Raw genomic sequence first — 19318 nt, forward strand, 5'->3', positions numbered from 1 at the left:
TCAGGCGAAAAATTCCTTGATACGGGCAATGACGGTTTGCTGTTCTTCATCCGTAATGTTGTAGAACATCGGTAAACGGACCAGCCGTTCACTTTCACGGGTTGTAAAGCGATCTTCTCCGTGAAAATAACCACATTTCTCACCGGCCGGACTGGTATGCAATGAAACGTAGTGGAAAACACTCAATATGTCGTTTTCTTTCATGTAACGACTGAATTCACCGCGCTCTTGCATATCATTGAGCTTGATATAGAACATATGGGCATTATGTGCCAATCCTTCCGGAACGGTTGGCAGGATCAGGTGCCCGGCATCTGCCAAGGGCTTCAACGCCTGATAATAGTTATCCCACAATGCCAGACGACGCTGGTTGATTGTTTCCGCCATTTCCAGTTGCCCCCACAAATAGGCGGCTTGCAGGTCAGACATCAGATAACTGGAGCCGATATCACGCCAAGTATATTTATCCACTTGCCCACGAAAGAATTGACCGCGGTTAGTTCCTTTTTCGCGAATAATTTCAGCACGGGCAATCATGGATTCATCGTTGATTAATGTCGCCCCGCCTTCCCCGCCCGAGGAGTAGTTTTTGGTTTCATGGAAGCTGAAACAACCAATATGCCCAATCGTGCCCAAAGCCCGGCCTTTATAAGTCGACATAACGCCCTGTGCAGCATCTTCTACGACATACAGGTTATATTTTTCCGCCAGTGCCATGATGGTATCCATTTCACAGGCAACACCCGCATAATGTACCGGTACGATGGCACGGGTTTTCTCTGTAATGGCCGCTTCAATCTGGTTTTCATCAATATTCATGGTGTCAGGGCGGATATCCACAAACACGATGGTAGCACCACGCAGAACAAACGCATTGGAAGTGGAAACAAAGGTATAGCTGGGCATGATAACTTCATCACCCGGCTTAATATCCAGCAGAATAGCCGCCATTTCCAATGACGCTGTGCAAGATGGCGTCAGTAACACTTTCGGGCAGCCAAAGTGCTGTTCCATCCACGATTCACAACGTTTAGTAAATTCACCATCACCACACAATTTACCGCTGGCCATGGCCTGTTTCATGTATTCCAGTTCAGTGCCGACGACAGGTGGTTTGTTAAATGGAATCATTTCATCCCCTATATAACCAATATGAGGTGCTCTCAATGATGGCACCATGACGAGTATAAAGACGCAAGGCAGCGAGGTTACTGATTTGTGTTGCTATTCTCAGACGTTGTATCTGATGGTAACGACACCACTGCTGCGCCGCCGACATTAATTTGTTTCCAATTCCTTTGTGGTGAGTGCCTGGTAACGCAGCCAATAAACCAATGCGTGCTTCATCACTGCCCATATCCCTCAGGGTGACAAACCCAACCATTTGGCCGAGTTCATCATTAATCAGTAAACATTCGTGATCAAACGTACCCAATACCGCTTTTTCTACCCAAGCGGCATAGAATCGGCCGCTGTCATCTGGCTGATACCACGGGGCACGAAAACGGCTGGCGGTAAATGCCTTAGCCGCAGCCGCCTTTAACGCAGGTATATCTCGTGATTTGGCCGCAATCAGCGCCGGCTCTGCATGATGTGCCACATTCGATCCAGAAAGGGCGGCATCAAGTGGCAAAAGTAAATCTGCCTCACCTTCCGCCAAAGAAAACCCCAAGGAAAATAAGCTATCAATGATGGCCGTTTGCCGGGTCGGGATCTTGGCCTGCACCAATGCAAACTCATCCAGTCTGGCGGTTGTGAGCGCTTCTGTTTCCGGCAATAAGGTTTCCGGTAATACATGCAGGCGAGCCGTGGATATACCAAAAAACTGGCTATCCCAAACCAACGGTTCAAGATTTGCGTGAATAGACATTGAGCAAATCCATGAGATATTTTCCATAACCCGTTTTCGCCAAACCCACTGCGGCCTCTTGTAACTGTTCTACATTCAGCCAGCCATTGCGCCATGCAATCTCTTCAAGGCAGGCGATTTTAAAGCCTTGCCGTTTTTCGACAGTTTGAACAAAAGTGCTGGCTTCTATCAAGCTGTCATGAGTGCCGGTATCCAGCCATGCAAAGCCACGCCCTAATAATTCGACGTTTAATTCACCACATTCCAGATACATTTGGTTAATGCTGGTAATTTCCAGTTCTCCACGCCCGGAGGGTTTTACCTGTTTTGCAAAATCCACCACCTTGCGATCGTAAAAATAAAGCCCGGTCACAGCCCAATTGGATTTCGGCTGAACCGGTTTTTCTTCAATGGAAAGTACCCGATAGTGATCGTCAAATTCCACGACACCAAATCGTTCCGGATCCATAACCTGATAACCGAATACCGTCGCTCCCGTTTCGCGTGCCGCAACACTTTGCAGTTTGGGGCTGAATGCCTGACCAAAGAAGATATTGTCCCCCAGAACCAGACAACAAGCGTCGTTGCCAATGAACTCTTCGCCAATCAAAAACGCTTGCGCCAGACCGTCCGGAGAAGGCTGTTCTGCATAGTTCAAACGGATGCCAAACTGTTCACCATTTCCCAGCAATCTTTTAAAGGCCGGCAGATCTTCTGGTGTTGAGATAATCAGGATGTCGCGTATTCCGGATAACATCAAAACAGACAGCGGATAGTAAATCATCGGCTTGTCATAAATGGGCAATAACTGTTTTGATACGCCGCGTGTTATTGGATATAAACGAGAGCCGGAGCCACCAGCCAGTATAATTCCTTTCATGTGATCTCCTTGTTGGGGTTACTCATTTCCCAATCCAAGACGTTCCCCTGCATAAGAACCGTCCTGAACTCTGCGCCACCAATTTTTATTTTCCAGATACCATTGCACCGTTTTGCGAATGCCTGATTCGAAGGTTTCTTGTGGCACCCAACCCAGATCATGCTCAATTTTCGCGGCATCAATGGCATAACGCATATCATGCCCCGGCCTATCGGCCACATAAGTGATCAAATCACGGTAAGATGAAATGCCTTCCGGTTTTTCAGGGCACAGCTCTTCCAGTAATTCACAAATCGTTTCTACAACATCAATATTTCTACGTTCGTTATGCCCGCCAATATTGTAGGTTTCACCGGCTTCTGCCCTGGTAACCACCAGATACAACGCACGTGCGTGATCTTCCACATACAGCCAGTCACGGATTTGCTCTCCCTTGCCATAAACCGGCAATGACTTCCCTGACAGCGCATTCAGGATCATCAATGGGATCAGTTTTTCCGGAAAATGGTAAGGCCCATAATTATTGGAGCAATTGGTGATCACGGTCGGCAAGCCATAAGTACGGCGCCATGCCCTGACCAAATGATCGCTGGATGCTTTTGATGCGGAATAGGGGCTACTCGGTGCATAAGGCGTTGTTTCAGTGAAAAAACCACCGTCATCATGCAAGTCACCGTAAACCTCATCGGTGGAAATATGATGGAAACGGAATGCGTTCTGCTGTTTCTGATCCAACTGTTGCCAGTATGCGCGGGCCGCTTCCAGCAAAGTGTAGGTACCAATAATATTGGTTTCGATAAAAGCCGCAGGGCCATCAATGGAGCGGTCAACATGACTTTCTGCCGCCAGATGCATGACAGCATCCGGTTGATACTGCCGGAATACCCGGTCCAGGTCGTCGCGCTGGCAAATATCCACCTGCTCAAACGCATAACGAGGATGATCGGCAACCAAAGCCAGTGACTCAAGATTACCGGCGTAAGTCAAACTATCAACAACAACAACGCTGTCTTCCGTCAGGTCGATAATGTGTCGAACCACCGCAGAACCAATAAAACCCGCACCGCCTGTAATCAGAATGCGTTTCATCGCCAGACTCCTTTTGTATCCACAACCCATTTCTGCTTGATGGTATCGCCATGAATCGCTTTAAACTGGCTGTGATCCACCAGCATTAATAGGATGTCAGCTTCTCTCAGGGCTTGTTCTGTATCACTCAGCTCTACCAGATCCTGAAGTGAATCAGGCAATTCACGCACATTGGGTTCAACCGCCACTGTTTGGCCCGCGTGCCATTGTGCCACCATTTTCGTGATGTGCACGGCCGGACTTTCACGCAAATCATCAATGTTCGGTTTAAAAGCCAGACCAAAACAGGCGATTTTAACTTCATTTGCGCGTTTGCCACTTTCCGCCAGACAATCTGCCACTGCGGCTTTCACCTGATCAACAACCCAAAGTGGCTTACCGTCATTGACCAGACGCGCAGTATGAATCAAACGGGATTGTTTCGGATTCTGAGAGACAATGAACCACGGGTCAACGGCAATACAGTGCCCCCCGACGCCCGGGCCGGGTTGCAGGATATTTACACGCGGGTGGCGATTCGCCAGACTGATCAGTTCCCATACATTAATGCCCTGTTCAGCGCAAATCAGGGAAAGTTCGTTGGCGAAAGCAATATTGACATCACGGAAACTGTTTTCAGTCAGCTTGCACATTTCCGCCGTTTTAGCGTTGGTGATAACACATTCACCTTCAAGGAAAATTTTGTAGAGTTCGCTTGCCCTGTGGGATGATTTAGCTGTCATGCCCCCCACTACGCGATCATTTTTAATCAGCTCCACCATCACCTGACCCGGTAAAACACGCTCAGGGCAGTAGGCAATATCAATATCTGAATTTTCGCCAACCTGCTGTGGGAATGAAAGGTCAGGGCGTGCCGCCGCCAGCCATTCGGCCATCTGTTCTGTCGCGCCAACAGGTGAAGTGGATTCCAGAATAATCAAGTCGCCTTTTTTCAAAACCGGCGCGATGGAGCCTGCGGCTGAGCACACATAAGCCATATCTGGCTCATGGTCACCTTTAAAAGGGGTAGGTACTGCAATCAGGAAAGCATCTGCAACCTGCGGGGTCGTCACCGCTTTCAGGTAACCCCCTTCAACGGCAACTTTAACGACCTTATCCAAATCAGGTTCAACGATATGAATTTCACCACGGTTAATCGTTTCGACGGCATGCTGATTGACATCAACGCCAATGACTGTTTTTTTACGGGAAGCAAATGCCGCAGCAGTAGGTAGGCCAATATAACCAAGACCGATCACAGAAATTGTTTCAAAACTCATAGTATCACCTGATTGTTCTTCAATGCCTCAAGAATTCTCTGACAAGCTTGCCCGTCACCGTAAGGGTTATGGGCATGACTCATTTGTTGATAGGCAATTTCATCCGTCAATAAACGTGTAACTTCAGCCACGATAGTTTGGGTTTCTGTACCAACCAAACGTACTGTTCCCGCATCAACGGCCTCAGGTCGTTCAGTTGTATTACGCATAACCAGAACCGGTTTTCCAAGGGAAGGCGCTTCTTCCTGAATGCCACCTGAATCAGTCAAAATCAGGTAGGCATGATTCATCAGGTAAACAAATGGCAGGTAATCTTGCGGCTTGATAAGAATGACGTTATCAATGTCATGCAGAATACGCTTAACAGGCTCACTGACATTCGGATTCAAATGAACAGGATAAACAACCTGAACATCAGGATGTGTTCTGGCAATTTGCGCCAACGCTTCACAAATACGCTCAAATCCTTTGCCAAAGCTTTCGCGGCGGTGGCCTGTCACCAAAATCATTTTTTTATTCGGATCAATGAAAGAATAAAGCTCGGTAAGCTGTGCATACAGGTTTTCGTCATTCATGATGCGATCACGTACCGACAACAGAGCGTCGATCACCGTATTGCCCGTCACAAAAATTCGGTTTCCGGCAATAGACTCTGTTAAGAGATTGTTTCGTGAGTTTTCTGTTGGAGCAAAATGATAGATTGCCAAGTGCCCGGCTATCTTACGATTAGCTTCTTCCGGCCATGGAGAGTATAGATCACCGGTTCTCAGCCCGGCTTCAACATGACCTACCGGAATATGTTGGTAAAACGCAGCTAAACTGGTTGCCATGGTTGTTGTCGTATCACCATGCACCAGCACGACATCCGGCTTGAACTCTTCCAATACAGGTTTTATGCCTTGCAGGATACGACAGGTAATGTCGGTCAAATCCTGCCCTTTTTGCATAATATTGAGGTCAAAATCTGGTGTTATCCCAAACAAGTGCAATACTTGATCCAACATTTCTCTATGTTGGGCAGTCACGCACACTTTTGCGTCAAAGGCAGTATCCTTAGCCAATGCGTGTACCAATGGTGCCATTTTTATGGCTTCCGGTCGGGTACCAAACACAGTCAACACTTTCACAGTGGCTCTCTTATTTTGTCTATCATTACTGATTTTTCCACGAAAAGGACGCTGTTAATCGCTATTTCCATCCCTGCTTCCGGGCAATACGCATACAAACTCCCGGAAACAGTCCGGATTTACTTTTCTCTGAATAATTTAATGAATTAGTTACCTGAACTGATGTTACCTGAACTGACAGTACGTGAACGCCTTACTAAAGCAATTCCTGCACCTACCAGCATACCAATCGCTCCCCACATGACCATCATGAAAGCGCGGCGAGGGCTGTCTCGGTTAACAGGCTCTTCCGGTGTTCTGAGATAACGGTAAGTCGGGAAAGTCTTTTGTAAAGTCGGACCAAAATCCAATGTCGCGAGCATTGCTATGTTTTGGTCATAATCAATGCTGTAATCAGGCCCTGTTGCTTCCAGTGTTTCAATCTGGCCTTGCAACAATGGCGTGCCCAACATAAACATTTTGGATTCAGGCAGTTCATCAATGGGAATGTTGGTTTGATTACGATGAATACCTTGTTTTTCTGCCACCTTCAATGACTGCTGCAAGACATTTAATTGGCGATTATACACTACCCGGGCAACGCTTTCCTGACGTTTGACCAACGCTTTCAGTGATTGGGTCCGTGTTGCCCATGCCCCTCTGATTTCATTATTCAGATGGGTACTTGCCCGTTGATTAGCAAATTCAATATATTTGCGCAGCAATTGATTAGCTTCGCTTGCGGTGTCTGCAATTAATTTAATGCTGTCATTTAATTCTTTCTTATCAATACCTTGTGTAATCTGAATATTGTTGATCAGTTTTTCCAACAACTCGGCATCCGCTTTGACGCTATCGTCCCTGCGTTTTTTGTAGTAATCAGAATGAAGCCAGAATTCACGGCGGGTATCATATGCCGAGAGCTGTATCATGAATTCCTTATATGCCATGTCCGGGATCGTCGGCAGCTGTGCTTCTGGTGAAGCATTGATGCGGGTATCAAGATTGCGCAAAAATTGCTGTTGAGAATAATAGCTCCCCAAATTATTGGTGATCGGCAAATCGACAATGGCAATTGTGCTCCATTTTTGTGGCATCAGGTAAGATACTCCCAGAGCCACAGCAGCGAAAGTCATTGCCAGTGCGATAATCCATATTTTTCCACGCCACAGTGCATAGCATAATGTCCGAATATCCAATTCATGCTCTATAGCAGGCTGATCCCGTTTAGATTTCGTTTCTGAGTTCACTGCACACAACCTCTTTGATAAGCCAATATTTTGATTAATGGCTTACTGCACGACGCATACGACGTTTATGTCGCTTGATGAAACGGGCTACTCGCCACGCGCGTTTGATACAATAGCCATACAATACAAATGCAAGCAAAAACAATGCCAACATTACCCACTCAGGAACAAAATCTAACCATTCGCCCATGATCCCAATAGATGCCAGTATCATTGCCGCTAAGGTAATCAAAATAAACGCCTGACGGGAAGTGAATCCGGCACGCATCACTAAATGATGAATATGTTGACGATCCGGAGAAAATGGACTCATTCCTTTACGTAACCGGCGGTACATAATCGCAACCATATCCATCAATGGAATGGCAATGATCCATAATGCTGTCACCGGATGGATAGCCCGGCTTTCCCCTTGGCTTGTTGCTATTAGCAACCAGATGATAGTAAAACCGATGAGAGTACTTCCCGCATCGCCCATAAATACTTTGAATCGTTTTCCAAATAATCCAAGGTTAAGGGCAATGTAAGGCAAGATCCCCGCAATGAACGTAAAACACCAAAATGCCAGTGCCATATCGCCTTTTGCGCACAGCAAAAATCCCAATGCGCCGAAAGAAACACAAGATAGCCCCCCCAACAGCCCGTCAATGCCATCCACCATGTTGAAAGCATTAATCGCTGCCCACACAGCAAATAAAGTCACAACGTAGCTGAATGGCCCGAGCGTCATGTCCCATGGCCCAAAGGCACCGCCTATACTTTGGATCTTCAGGTCTGCGAAATACATCATGCAAGTGCCGATTAATGCCTGGATCGTTGCCCTGATCTTCACGCTGATATCAAAGCGGTCATCGAGTGCACCGACAAAAACTAATACTCCCGCACAAACCAAATACCACCACTTATGTGGTATAAACTCTTTTGTGATAATAAAACCAAAACAAAGCCCAAAAAAAACAGATATTCCCCCAACTAAAGGAATTAGCCCACTGTGGTGTTTACGATAGTTGGGTTTATCAACCAAACCGATCTTTTTTGCTACTGTACGAAATACAAACAAAAATGCGAATGAGAACATAAATACGCAAAAAATTTCGACAATCATGCTGGGAATATTCACAATAACAACTCTCTGTAAAAATAATTATTGGGGTATTTACATTCGCTAATTATAGATGCCCCACTCAACATCAAAATTTATAAGTTTCCTGTGAACAAACAAGGCATCCTGATTTATAAAAATTAATCAAATGAATCACGTAACTGGTGGTGCATGTTCAATTACTATTGAGCAACCCCTCACCCGACGTTCACTTAAAAACGCATGCTGAATAGTTCAATCTAATGCAAAGAATGTACCATTTTAGATCTAAAAACGATTACTCCACAGTTTTTTTCGTTCATCACTGTCCGATACCGTGGTTTAAAGATAACCATAAAAAAACGCCACAAAAATGTGGCGTTTTGAAGAAGTCACTATTTTTACCTATTACAAAGTAATAGTTCAAACACAAGACTATGAACGCTTCATGAAATCGAAGAATTCTTCGTTTGTTTTTGTCATAGCCAATTTATTGATGAGGAATTCCATCGCATCGATTTCACCCATCGGATGAATAATCTTACGCAGTATCCACATTTTCTGTAGCTCATCCTGTGTCGTAAGCAGCTCTTCTTTACGTGTACCTGAACGGTTGTAATCAATAGCCGGGAAGACACGTTTTTCAGCAATCTTACGGGACAGGTGCAGTTCCATGTTACCTGTGCCTTTAAATTCTTCGTAAATGACTTCATCCATTTTGGAACCTGTATCAACCAGTGCCGTTGCGATGATCGTCAGGCTACCGCCTTCTTCAACGTTACGAGCAGCACCAAAGAAACGTTTTGGACGATGTAATGCATTCGCATCCACACCACCAGTCAATACTTTACCTGACGCAGGAACAACGGTGTTATATGCACGCGCCAGACGGGTAATGGAATCCAGCAGAATGATAACGTCTTTCTTGTGCTCAACCAGACGTTTCGCCTTTTCAATGACCATTTCAGCCACTTGAACATGACGAGAAGCAGGTTCATCAAAAGTTGAAGCAATTACTTCACCTTTTACCAGACGCTGCATTTCGGTAACTTCTTCCGGGCGTTCATCAATCAGCAGAACCATCAGGACACAATCCGGATAGTTATGGGCAATGTTAGCGGCAATATTTTGCAGCAACATGGTTTTACCGGCTTTTGGTGGAGCAACGATCAAACCACGCTGACCACGACCAATCGGTGCTGCCAAATCCAGAACACGGGCAGTCAAATCTTCAGTAGAACCATTACCACGTTCCATGCGCAGACGGTTGTTGGCATGAAGTGGAGTCAGGTTTTCAAACAAAATTTTACTGCGTGCGTTTTCTGGCTTGTCAAAGTTAACTTCGTTAACCTTCAGCAGGGCAAAGTAGCGTTCACCTTCTTTGGGAGGGCGAATTTTCCCTGAAATGGTATCACCGGTACGGAGGTTAAAACGGCGGATTTGACTAGGAGAAACGTAGATATCGTCGGGGCCTGCAAGGTAGGAGCTGTCTGCGGAGCGGAGGAAACCAAATCCATCCTGTAATATCTCCAGCACACCATCTCCGAAAATATCTTCTCCGCTTTTCGCGTGCTGTTTGAGAATGGAAAAAATGATGTCCTGCTTACGCAGACGAGCCAGGTTTTCCAGCCCCATATTTTCGCCGAGAGTAATCAACTCAGATACCGGCGTATTCTTTAATTCGGTAAGATTCATAATGGTGGGTTCTTTAACTCGGGGTATATCTCGAACTATGAACGTGAATGGTATGGCAGCGTTATCGGTGCCTGTTTATTTGTACCAAAAACGAATAACACCTTCTAACATATTAAATTATATTATAAGGCTTTAGTTTGAAGTACTCAGATTGATTTCAAAATAAGGCTGACAAACTGTCAAAGCACAACTGAGATAATAACAAAACATGGCTAATTCAATATAGGATTATCTACAAGAACACTCTCAGCGTAAGTACTGTTCAATGGTAAGTACTATTCAATGTAAGTGTAAATACCATTCAATGTAAGTACCATCTCGCTAATGAATGTAAGTATTATCTCGGTGTGAACACTGTTTATAACTATCTATATTTATAACAATCTATCTATTTATAACAATCTATAACTATCTACTATCACGAATGCAAACACTATTATGACGTTACAGAATGACGCTATAACAGCGCATACAATTTCAACAGCATAGTTTCTTCAGAATAGTACCAGACAGACACTGTCTGAACGAACGCTATGCCTGACCAGCATGACAACGCCCTACTTTAAGAGATTCAGCATCAGAACGCCATCAGTGTACCAAGCTACATACTGAATGTCTGGTATATAGACTCAGAGACTTTATTACCAAATGCGATATGCTATCAGATGATTCAGAAGTAACAGATTTAACAGACATTATAGATTATTTAGTATGCAACATGCTTAATGTCAACTCTTTACGTCAATAAACTTCTCTATCAGTAATCAGTAAGCCATTATTACCGAATAAAAAATTCATTCATGCAATGCTTCATACAAACATGTGGCCGCTAACTTATCATGCTTCTTAGCGGACGTCTAGCGGTCAATCGGAGAAATCACACTATCCACTAAACGCCCGTAATTACTGTGACCTGACTCTAAATTAAAGGTGAGGCTCTAAAAACTCTTTCAGTTGAGTTTTTGACAAAGCACCCACTTTTACAGCAACCTTTTCACCGTCTTTAAACAAAATCATGGTTGGGATACCACGGACACCAAATTTTGGCGCTGTTTCAGAGTGATGATCGATGTTCAGTTTAGCGACAGTCAGTGTCCCTGCATATTCTGAAGCGATTTCATCCAAAATGGGCGCTATCATTTTGCAAGGACCACACCACTCCGCCCAAAAGTCAACGAGAACGGTACCACCTAAATTGAGTTTGTCTTCAGTGAAATCACCATCAGTCAGATGAGTGATACCTGCACTCAAAACTTTATCGATCTCAACATCAATATCGATATCGATATCGTTTACAATTTTTTCATTCATCAATTTTTGCTCCAAAATAAAATCTTTTACTGCGTAAGTAGTACATTAATCGACATAAGGGTGTCTTTATTTCAGCGGATACACTTTCTTAAAGCAATAGTTAACTGATATTCTACCATACTATGAGCAAAACACATTTGACAGAAAAGAAGTTTTCCGACTTCGCATTGCACCCCAAGGTCATAGAAGCCCTTGATAAAAAGGGCTTTTCCAACTGCACGCCTATACAGGCGCTAACATTGCCTTTTACTGTCGAAGGCCGAGATGTTGCGGGGCAGGCACAAACGGGAACAGGCAAGACGCTGGCATTTCTGGCGTCTACTTTTCATTATTTACTTACCCATCCAGCGGTAAAGGAACGCAAAACCAATCAGCCAAGAGCGCTGATCATGGCGCCTACCCGCGAATTGGCTGTCCAGATCTATTCCGATGCTGAAGAGCTGGCAAGCGTCACCGGATTGAAAATGGGCCTTGCCTACGGCGGCGATGGTTATGATAAACAACTGCAAGTACTCGAATCCGGCGTCGACATCGTTATCGGCACCACAGGGCGTTTAATCGATTATACCAAACAGGGACACCTCCACCTTGGCGCCATACAGGTTGTTGTGCTTGATGAAGCAGACCGTATGTACGATCTGGGTTTTATCAAAGATATCCGCTGGCTGTTCCGCCGTATGCCAACCGCTGCGGAAAGAATGAATTTGCTGTTCTCTGCAACATTATCTTATCGGGTACGTGAACTGGCTTTCGAACAAATGAATGCACCTGAATATGTAGAAGTTGAACCATTGCAGAAAACAGGACACCGTATTAAGGAAGAGCTGTTTTATCCTTCCAACGAAGAAAAAATGCGTCTTCTACAAACGTTGCTGGAAGAAGAGTGGCCTGATCGCTGCATCATTTTTGCCAATACGAAACACCGCTGTGAAGACATTTGGGCGCATCTGGCGGCTGATGGTCATCGTGTCGGATTGCTCACTGGTGATGTGGCACAGAAAAAACGCCTGCGTATTCTTGAGGAATTCAGTCTGGGCAATATTGATATTCTCGTTGCGACTGATGTTGCCGCACGCGGGTTACACATTCCTTCTGTAACACATGTCTTCAACTATGATTTACCGGATGACTGTGAAGATTATGTTCACCGCATTGGCCGGACAGGGCGTGCAGGAGAAAGCGGGCATTCCATCAGTTTGGCATGTGAAGAATATGCGCTGAATTTGCCTGCCATTGAAGAATATATCCAGCATCAGATACCTGTCAGTAAATATAACAGTGATGCATTGCTGCAAGATTTGCCAACGCCTAAGCGCCGTAATCGTTCACGCTCAGGAGGACATCCACGCCGCTCAAATATGCAACGCCGCGGCAACACAACGCGCAATCGTAAACCACACTCAAGCTGAAGCAGCTTGATGCTGAAATAACGCATGGCGGGATTTTACACTATCAGTTGGAACAAACACTATGCTGAGTTCTTCGTCGCTCTATGCCGCTATCGATTTAGGCTCAAACAGTTTCCATATGCTGGTTGTCCGTGAAGTATCCGGCAGCATTCAAGTGGTTACCCGTATTAAGCGCAAGGTCAGACTGGCCACCGGGTTAGATAAAAATAACCATTTATCAAAACAGGCAATGGAACGGGGATGGCAATGTCTGCATCTCTTTTCCGAATACTTGCAAAATATTCCAGCCTCACAGATCCGTGTTGTCGCGACAGCAACCCTGCGGCTCGCAGCGAATTCTGATGAATTTGTCACGAAGGCTTCAGAAATATTGGATAGCCCGGTGAATATTATCAGTGGTGAAGAAGAAGCCCGGCTAATCTATCAGGGTGTTGCCCACACGACAGGTGGGCCTGAAAAACGGCTTGTTGTGGATATTGGCGGTGCCAGTACAGAATTAGTCATAGGCACCGGCGCCAAAACCAACCAGCTGTTCAGCCTTGAAATGGGCTGTGTGACTTGGCTGGAGCGTTATTTCAATGACCGAAGCCTGACAGCAGAAAACTTTGCCAAAGCGGAATCTGCCGCCCATCATATTCTCAACCCCCTGACCACAACGCTGCGGGAACAGGGCTGGCAGATTTGCGTAGGGGCGTCCGGCACAGTACAGGCTTTGCAGGAAATCATGATTGCTCAAGGGATGGATGAACAGATCACTTTGCCCAAACTTGAGCAACTCAAGCATCAAGCGATCGAATGCGGCAAATTGGAAGAGTTGGAAATCGACGGGCTGACTCTGGAACGGGCACTGGTTTTTCCCAGCGGATTGGCAATCCTAATCGCTATTTTTCAGGCATTGAATATCGATGGCATGACACTGGCAGGTGGCGCTCTCCGTGAAGGATTAATTTATGGCATGCTGGATTGGCCTATTGAGCAGGACATCCGCACAAGAACCTTACGGAATACTCAAAATCGCTTCCAGTTGGACATTGCACAGGCACAGCGTGTTAAGCAACTGGCTGAAAATTTCTGCCAGCAAGTCGCTAAATCATGGGAATTGGATGATCGCTGCCGCGAATTACTGAGTAGTGCATGCCTGCTCCATGAAATAGGCTTGTGCATTGATTTTCGCCAAGGGGCAGCACATGCCGCTTACCTTGTCAGCCACTTAGATCTACCCGGCTATACACCAGCCCAAAAAAGACTGTTGGCGGTACTTTTGAAAAATCAAAATGGCCCAATCGATTTATCATCACTCAGTCAGCAAAATGCGTTGCCATCATTACAAGCACAGCGGCTATGCCGTTTATTGCGTTCAGCCATTATTTTTGCCAGCCGGCGGCAGGATGACTCTTTACCTGCCTTACGATTGCGAGTGGAAAATGAAACGCTCATTATTACCCTGCCTTATCATTGGCAGGCAGAGCACCCTCTCAGGGCCGAAACATTGCAGCAAGAAATGAAATGGCAAAGTTATGTCCAATGGATGCTGTTTATTGAAGAGCAGAATAACTCCCGTTTAGGCTGATTTTTTAGTGGCTTTTTCTATACCCTGTATTCCTCACGGATACAGGGTGCTATTGCGCTATTTACCAACGCTTTTCTGCCCAAGCCCCAAGCGTGATTTTATATCTGCAAGACGGGATTGCCCCTTTTGCATTCGTTCTTCCGCACTGACCACCGGTTTCCCCTGTGGCCAGTGCAAATCATCCTGTGGCAATTCAAGTAAAAAACGGCTTGGTTCAGGGCGGATCAGTTCCCCATACTGGCGGCGCTCTTTACTGAGGGTGAAAAAGAGTTCTCTTTGGGCACGGGTAATGCCGACATAGGCCAGACGGCGTTCTTCCTCGATATTATCTTCATCAATGCTACTTTGGTGTGGCAACAAGCCTTCTTCCATCCCGACCAAAAAAACATAAGGGAATTCGAGCCCCTTGGAAGCATGCAACGTCATAAGCTGAACCTGATCCAGCTCTTCATCTTCTTCCCCACGCTCCAGCATATCCCGAAGTGTAAAGCGCGCCACAACTTGAGAAAGCGTCATGGGTTCATTCAAATCATCCCCTTCAAGCATTTCGCTCATCCAAGTGAAAAGCTGGTTGACGTTCTTCATTCTCATTTCGGCCGCTTTTGGGCTGGGTGAATTTTCATATAGCCAGCTTTCGTAATCCATGCCGCGCAATAAATCCCTCACGGCCAGCAGTGGCTCACGCTCAGCCTGACGGGCAATTTCATCCATCCAGTGAGTAAAACGCTGCAATGCGGCCAAACCCCGCCCCGTTAAGTGCTGTTCCAAACCCAGATCAAAGCTGGACTGATAGAGGCTTTTGTTGCGTTGATTTGCCCATTCCCCCAGCTTCTGGATTGTAACTGCGCCAATTTCCCGCCGTGGTGTATTGACGATACGCAAAAATGCGCTGTCATCTTCAGGGTTGGTCAGGACACGCAAGTAAGAAAGCAAATCTTTGATTTCAGGTCGTGAGAAAAAAGAGGTTCCCCCCGAAATTCGGTACGGGATACGGTTTTGCATCAACATCTTCTCAAAGATGCGGGATTGATGATTACCGCGATAAAGGATGGCGTAATCTTTGTATTCTGTTTTATTAATAAAGTGATGGGCGATCAGTTCCCCGATAACACGTTCAGCTTCATGATCTTCATTATTGGCTTCTATTACCCTGAGTGGATCGCCATAGTGCAAGTCTGAAAAAAGTTTTTTCTCAAATACATGGGGGTTATTGGCAATCAAAATATTCGCTGCTTTCAGGATCCTGCCCGATGAACGGTAATTTTGTTCCAACTTGATCACATTCAACTGGGGAAAATCTTCTTTCAACAAGATCAAGTTTTGTGGGCGGGCACCACGCCATGAATAAATAGACTGATCGTCATCCCCCACCACAGTAAAACGGGCACGATGACCAACCAGCAATTTCACCAGTTGATATTGGCTGGTGTTGGTATCTTGATATTCATCCACCAGCAAATAACGGAGCTTATTTTGCCAGCGCTCCCTGATTTCTTCATCACGCATTAATAACAACGTTGGTTTGGTAATCAGATCATCAAAATCAAGAACGTTGCAACTGCTCAATTGCAAATCATAGCGGCGATAGCATTCCGCAAATTGATGTTCTTGCGCTGAACGGGCTCTCCTGATCACCTGTTCTGGTGACATTAAGTCATTCTTCCAATTCGAAATGTTCGAAATTAATTTTTGCAGCAGATCCTTGTCTTCTTCCAGCAAATCTGCGGTCAGATCTTTCAACAAAGCCATTTGATCCTGATCATCGAACAAAGAAAAATTACGCTTCATTCCCAGCGCCTTGTATTCACGCTTAACGATCTCCAAACCCAAGGTATGGAAAGTCGATATCATCAAACCTTTTGTTTCCTTGCGGCCCAACGTTTGTGCCACGCGCTCTTTCATTTCGCGTGCTGCCTTATTGGTAAAGGTGACTGCGGCAATGTGCCGGGCCTGATAACCACAGGTGCGGATCAGGTGGGCAATTTTATTGGTGATCACGCGGGTTTTGCCGGAGCCTGCTCCCGCCAGAACCAGACAAGGCCCTGTGACAAATTCAACCGCTTGTTGTTGGCTTGGATTTAATCGCATACTATTTCGAAAATGATATCAGAATGAAAGATCAGGGAGCTGAATTGTAGCAGAAAGCAACTGATGGAGATATTTTCTTTAAAAAAACTTATTTCTTTTTATTTAAGATGAATTCTTTGTAAATGTGACAATATTAAATAATCAGATAAAATCACCTTCAATTGTTCGAAAAGACAGATATATTGCAATAGTGTTTCATCTAATTCCCTGAAGGAATGCAGGTGGCGATTTGATACTCCGGGGATAAAGAAACAATTCACTATTTTAAAGCAAATAGTTAAAACTAATATTGATCTATTATCTAGGTCAGCTCTAAAATCAATCCGATTAAATAAGATTAACACACTTAAACCTTGCAATAATTCAATATATTAAATCAAATAAAATTTAATAATGATTATTTTCATGTATTTCTAATTAACTTGCTGTAACAATCACCCTGAACATGCAACAATGAGAGATCTAAGGGGAGAATGTAGTAATTATTTAAAACCTTAAGAGAGATAAAGATGTAAAATGGAACATTTATTAAGGATATTAGAAATCACATATATTCCCATTGTGTTTTCAGTATCATACATTATTGTTGGTTATAATATTTTCAAAGAAAAAATAAGACCTTACAACATTCTATCATCATAATATTATTCATAGCCATGTGTCAGAATAGAGATAACCTATCGCTTTGACATTCATTGTCTTGATTCCTATTTTACTTATCATTTTATATTTATTCCCTCATCACAATAAACACAAACACCATATTTCATACTACTCATGGTTATGCTGGGCTATCATTATTAATACTATTATTAACATTTCCTTTTCGGAATAGGCCTACGATTTAAATGACTATACTCAGCAAGCCACAAAATAACGTAATTATCCGTAATAAATTTATCAATAACATTAAAATTATAAACAAGAGGTAATAAAAGGGATGAATTATATCATGGCAAGTTGGGCATGGAAGGATTAAGGAGTACATGTCATTCAATTGCAATAGCCCAAAGAGCCATTTAAAACATGCCAATGGCAGCATTGGTAAACTGAATATTCAGAGATTAAAATACCCTGCCCGGGTTTATTTCATCGGACAGGGTAGAGATCAGATTATCCGCCAACAGCAATGCGTTTCATATCTGTCATATAACCACGCAATGTACGGCCGACAATTTCAATTGGATGGTTACGGATCGCTTCATTCACATCGCGTAATTGCGCATTATCGATGCCATTGTCTGCAACCGTTTTACCTAAATCCCCTGCTTGCAGGGCCGGCATAAATTTTTCTTTCAGCAACGGCACTGCAACATGAGAGAACAGGTAATTGCCATATTCCGCAGTATCAGAAATCACCACGTTCATTTCATACAGGCGCTTACGGGCAATCGTATTCGCTATCAATGGCAGTTCATGCAAGGATTCGTAATATGCAGACTCTTCAATAATGCCAGCGTCTACCATCGTTTCAAATGCCAGTTCTACCCCAGCCTTAACCATTGCAATCATCAGCACACCGTGATCAAAATATTCTTGCTCACTGATGTTGCCACTGTAATCAGGGTAATTTTCGAATGGAGTTTTTCCTGTTTCTTCACGCCAGGTCAGCAGATTTTTGTCGTCATTTGCCCAGTCAGCCATCATTGTGGAAGAAAATTCACCAGAAATGATGTCATCCATATGTTTTTGGAACAGTGGAGTCAGAATCGTCTTCAGTTGTTCGGAAAGCGCATAAGCCCTCAGTTTCGCTGCATTAGGGAGGCGATCCATCATCAGGGTAATGCCACCTTGTTTCAGCGCTTCCGTAATTGTTTCCCAGCCAAACTGAATTAATTTTCCGGCATGGCCCGGTTCCGCACCGTCAGCAATCAATTGGTCATAACACAGTAAAGAACCGGTTTGTAACATGCCACACAGAATGGTTTGTTCGCCCATCAAATCTGATTTGACTTCTGCTACGAAAGACGATTCCAGAACACCGGCACGATGCCCTCCTGTTGCCGCCGCCCACGCTTTCGCAATCGCCATTCCCTCGCCTTTGGCATCATTTTCTGGATGCACAGCAACCAATGTCGGAACACCGAATCCACGTTTATATTCTTCACGGACTTCCGTTCCCGGACATTTAGGGGCAACCATGACAACCGTAATATCTTCACGGATCTGCTCACCCACTTCAACGATGTTGAAACCATGGGAATAACCCAGTGCAGCACCTTCTTTCATTAAAGGCTGAACAGCACGAACAACTGATGAATGCTGTTTGTCCGGCGTAAGGTTGATAACAAGATCGGCTTGTGGAATTAATTCTTCATAGGTGCCGACTTTGAAACCATTTTCCGTTGCCTTACGCCACGATGCGCGTTTTTCTTCAATCGCTTCTTTACGCAGGGCATAAGAAATATCTAAACCAGAATCTCGCATATTAAGACCTTGGTTTAGACCTTGCGCACCACACCCTACGATCACGACTTTCTTGCCTTTTAAATACCCTGCCTCGTCAGTAAATTCTTCTCGTGCCATAAAACGGCACTTACCTAACTGCGCCAATTTCTGGCGTAAGTTCAACGTATCAAAATAATTAGCCATGGTGACTCCGATATAATTAGGTGTGATGTTGTTTGCATAGTGCCAATATATGACATGAAGGCCATTGCTTAAATTGATATATTAACAAGACTATATTGCAATTTATGCAATGCCACCTGCCCCAGCAAAAAGTCATCAG

The 19318-nt window shown here is 44.7% G+C and carries 14 protein-coding genes and 1 pseudogene; 3 read left to right on the plus strand and 12 right to left on the minus strand.

Annotated features, from left to right (window positions below):
• The 10 genes from rffA to trxA form a co-directional block, all read right to left on the minus strand.
• The gene (gene rffA / locus Xsze_RS03040) at positions 1 to 1131 is read right to left on the minus strand and encodes a dTDP-4-amino-4,6-dideoxygalactose transaminase (protein WP_038242257.1); all 1131 of its coding nucleotides are present in this window, start codon (positions 1129 to 1131) and stop codon (positions 1 to 3) included.
• A 1-nt stretch (position 1132) separates the two neighbouring features.
• Positions 1133 to 1870 carry a dTDP-4-amino-4,6-dideoxy-D-galactose acyltransferase gene (rffC, locus tag Xsze_RS03045; RefSeq protein WP_038242255.1) on the minus strand — a complete coding sequence of 246 codons (738 nt, stop codon included), beginning with the start codon at positions 1868 to 1870 and terminating at the stop codon, positions 1133 to 1135.
• Positions 1848 to 2729 carry a glucose-1-phosphate thymidylyltransferase RfbA gene (rfbA, locus tag Xsze_RS03050; protein WP_038242251.1) on the minus strand — a complete coding sequence of 294 codons (882 nt, stop codon included), beginning with the start codon at positions 2727 to 2729 and terminating at the stop codon, positions 1848 to 1850. The genes rffC and rfbA overlap by 23 nt, the downstream gene beginning before the upstream one ends.
• Positions 2730 to 2747: 18 nt before the next feature.
• Entirely contained in the window at positions 2748 to 3818 is a 1071-nt protein-coding gene (rffG, locus tag Xsze_RS03055; RefSeq protein WP_038242249.1) for a dTDP-glucose 4,6-dehydratase, read from the minus strand.
• Complete coding sequence (wecC, locus tag Xsze_RS03060; protein WP_038242247.1) at positions 3815 to 5077, minus strand: UDP-N-acetyl-D-mannosamine dehydrogenase; 1263 nt, start codon at positions 5075 to 5077, stop codon at positions 3815 to 3817. The genes rffG and wecC overlap by 4 nt, the downstream gene beginning before the upstream one ends.
• Positions 5074 to 6204 (minus strand): non-hydrolyzing UDP-N-acetylglucosamine 2-epimerase, encoded by a 1131-nt coding sequence (wecB, locus tag Xsze_RS03065; protein ID WP_038242245.1) that lies wholly within the window; start codon positions 6202 to 6204, stop codon positions 5074 to 5076. Before wecB ends, wecC begins: the two co-directional genes overlap by 4 nt.
• A gap of 146 nt (positions 6205 to 6350) precedes the next feature.
• Entirely contained in the window at positions 6351 to 7433 is a 1083-nt protein-coding gene (wzzE, locus tag Xsze_RS03070; protein WP_038242242.1) for an ECA polysaccharide chain length modulation protein, read from the minus strand.
• Between the two features lie 34 nt (positions 7434 to 7467).
• Positions 7468 to 8538, minus strand: a complete 1071-nt coding sequence (gene wecA, locus Xsze_RS03075; protein WP_408673083.1) for a UDP-N-acetylglucosamine--undecaprenyl-phosphate N-acetylglucosaminephosphotransferase — start codon at positions 8536 to 8538, stop codon at positions 7468 to 7470.
• 411 nt (positions 8539 to 8949) lie between these two features.
• On the minus strand, positions 8950 to 10209 hold the full coding sequence (gene rho, locus Xsze_RS03080) for a transcription termination factor Rho (protein ID WP_038242237.1): 1260 nt from the start codon (positions 10207 to 10209) through the stop codon (positions 8950 to 8952).
• A gap of 924 nt (positions 10210 to 11133) precedes the next feature.
• On the minus strand, positions 11134 to 11460 hold the full coding sequence (gene trxA, locus Xsze_RS03090) for a thioredoxin TrxA (RefSeq protein WP_038242393.1): 327 nt from the start codon (positions 11458 to 11460) through the stop codon (positions 11134 to 11136).
• Positions 11461 to 11642: 182 nt separating this feature from the next.
• On the opposite strand from trxA, the gene rhlB reads away from it, so the two are divergent.
• Entirely contained in the window at positions 11643 to 12929 is a 1287-nt protein-coding gene (gene rhlB, locus Xsze_RS03095) for an ATP-dependent RNA helicase RhlB (RefSeq protein ID WP_038242235.1), read from the plus strand.
• Positions 12930 to 12990: 61 nt separating this feature from the next.
• On the plus strand, positions 12991 to 14499 hold the full coding sequence (gppA, locus tag Xsze_RS03100) for a guanosine-5'-triphosphate,3'-diphosphate diphosphatase (protein ID WP_038242233.1): 1509 nt from the start codon (positions 12991 to 12993) through the stop codon (positions 14497 to 14499).
• 57 nt (positions 14500 to 14556) lie between these two features.
• On the opposite strand, the gene rep is transcribed toward gppA, so the two are convergent.
• On the minus strand, positions 14557 to 16587 hold the full coding sequence (gene rep, locus Xsze_RS03105) for a DNA helicase Rep (protein ID WP_038242230.1): 2031 nt from the start codon (positions 16585 to 16587) through the stop codon (positions 14557 to 14559).
• 207 nt (positions 16588 to 16794) lie between these two features.
• On the opposite strand from rep, the pseudogene Xsze_RS03110 reads away from it, so the two are divergent.
• A pseudogene (locus tag Xsze_RS03110) lies at positions 16795 to 16878 on the plus strand (IS1595 family transposase); the annotation flags it as partial.
• Between the two features lie 822 nt (positions 16879 to 17700).
• Here Xsze_RS03110 and ilvC read toward each other — a convergent pair.
• Positions 17701 to 19179: a ketol-acid reductoisomerase gene (gene ilvC, locus Xsze_RS03115; RefSeq protein WP_038242227.1), complete on the minus strand. Its 1479-nt coding sequence runs from the start codon at positions 19177 to 19179 to the stop codon at positions 17701 to 17703.
• Positions 19180 to 19318: the final 139 nt, after the last annotated feature.

Origin of the sequence: Xenorhabdus szentirmaii DSM 16338, from assembly GCF_002632585.1 — a bacterium.
GTDB classification, from domain to species: Bacteria; Pseudomonadota; Gammaproteobacteria; order Enterobacterales; family Enterobacteriaceae; genus Xenorhabdus; species Xenorhabdus szentirmaii.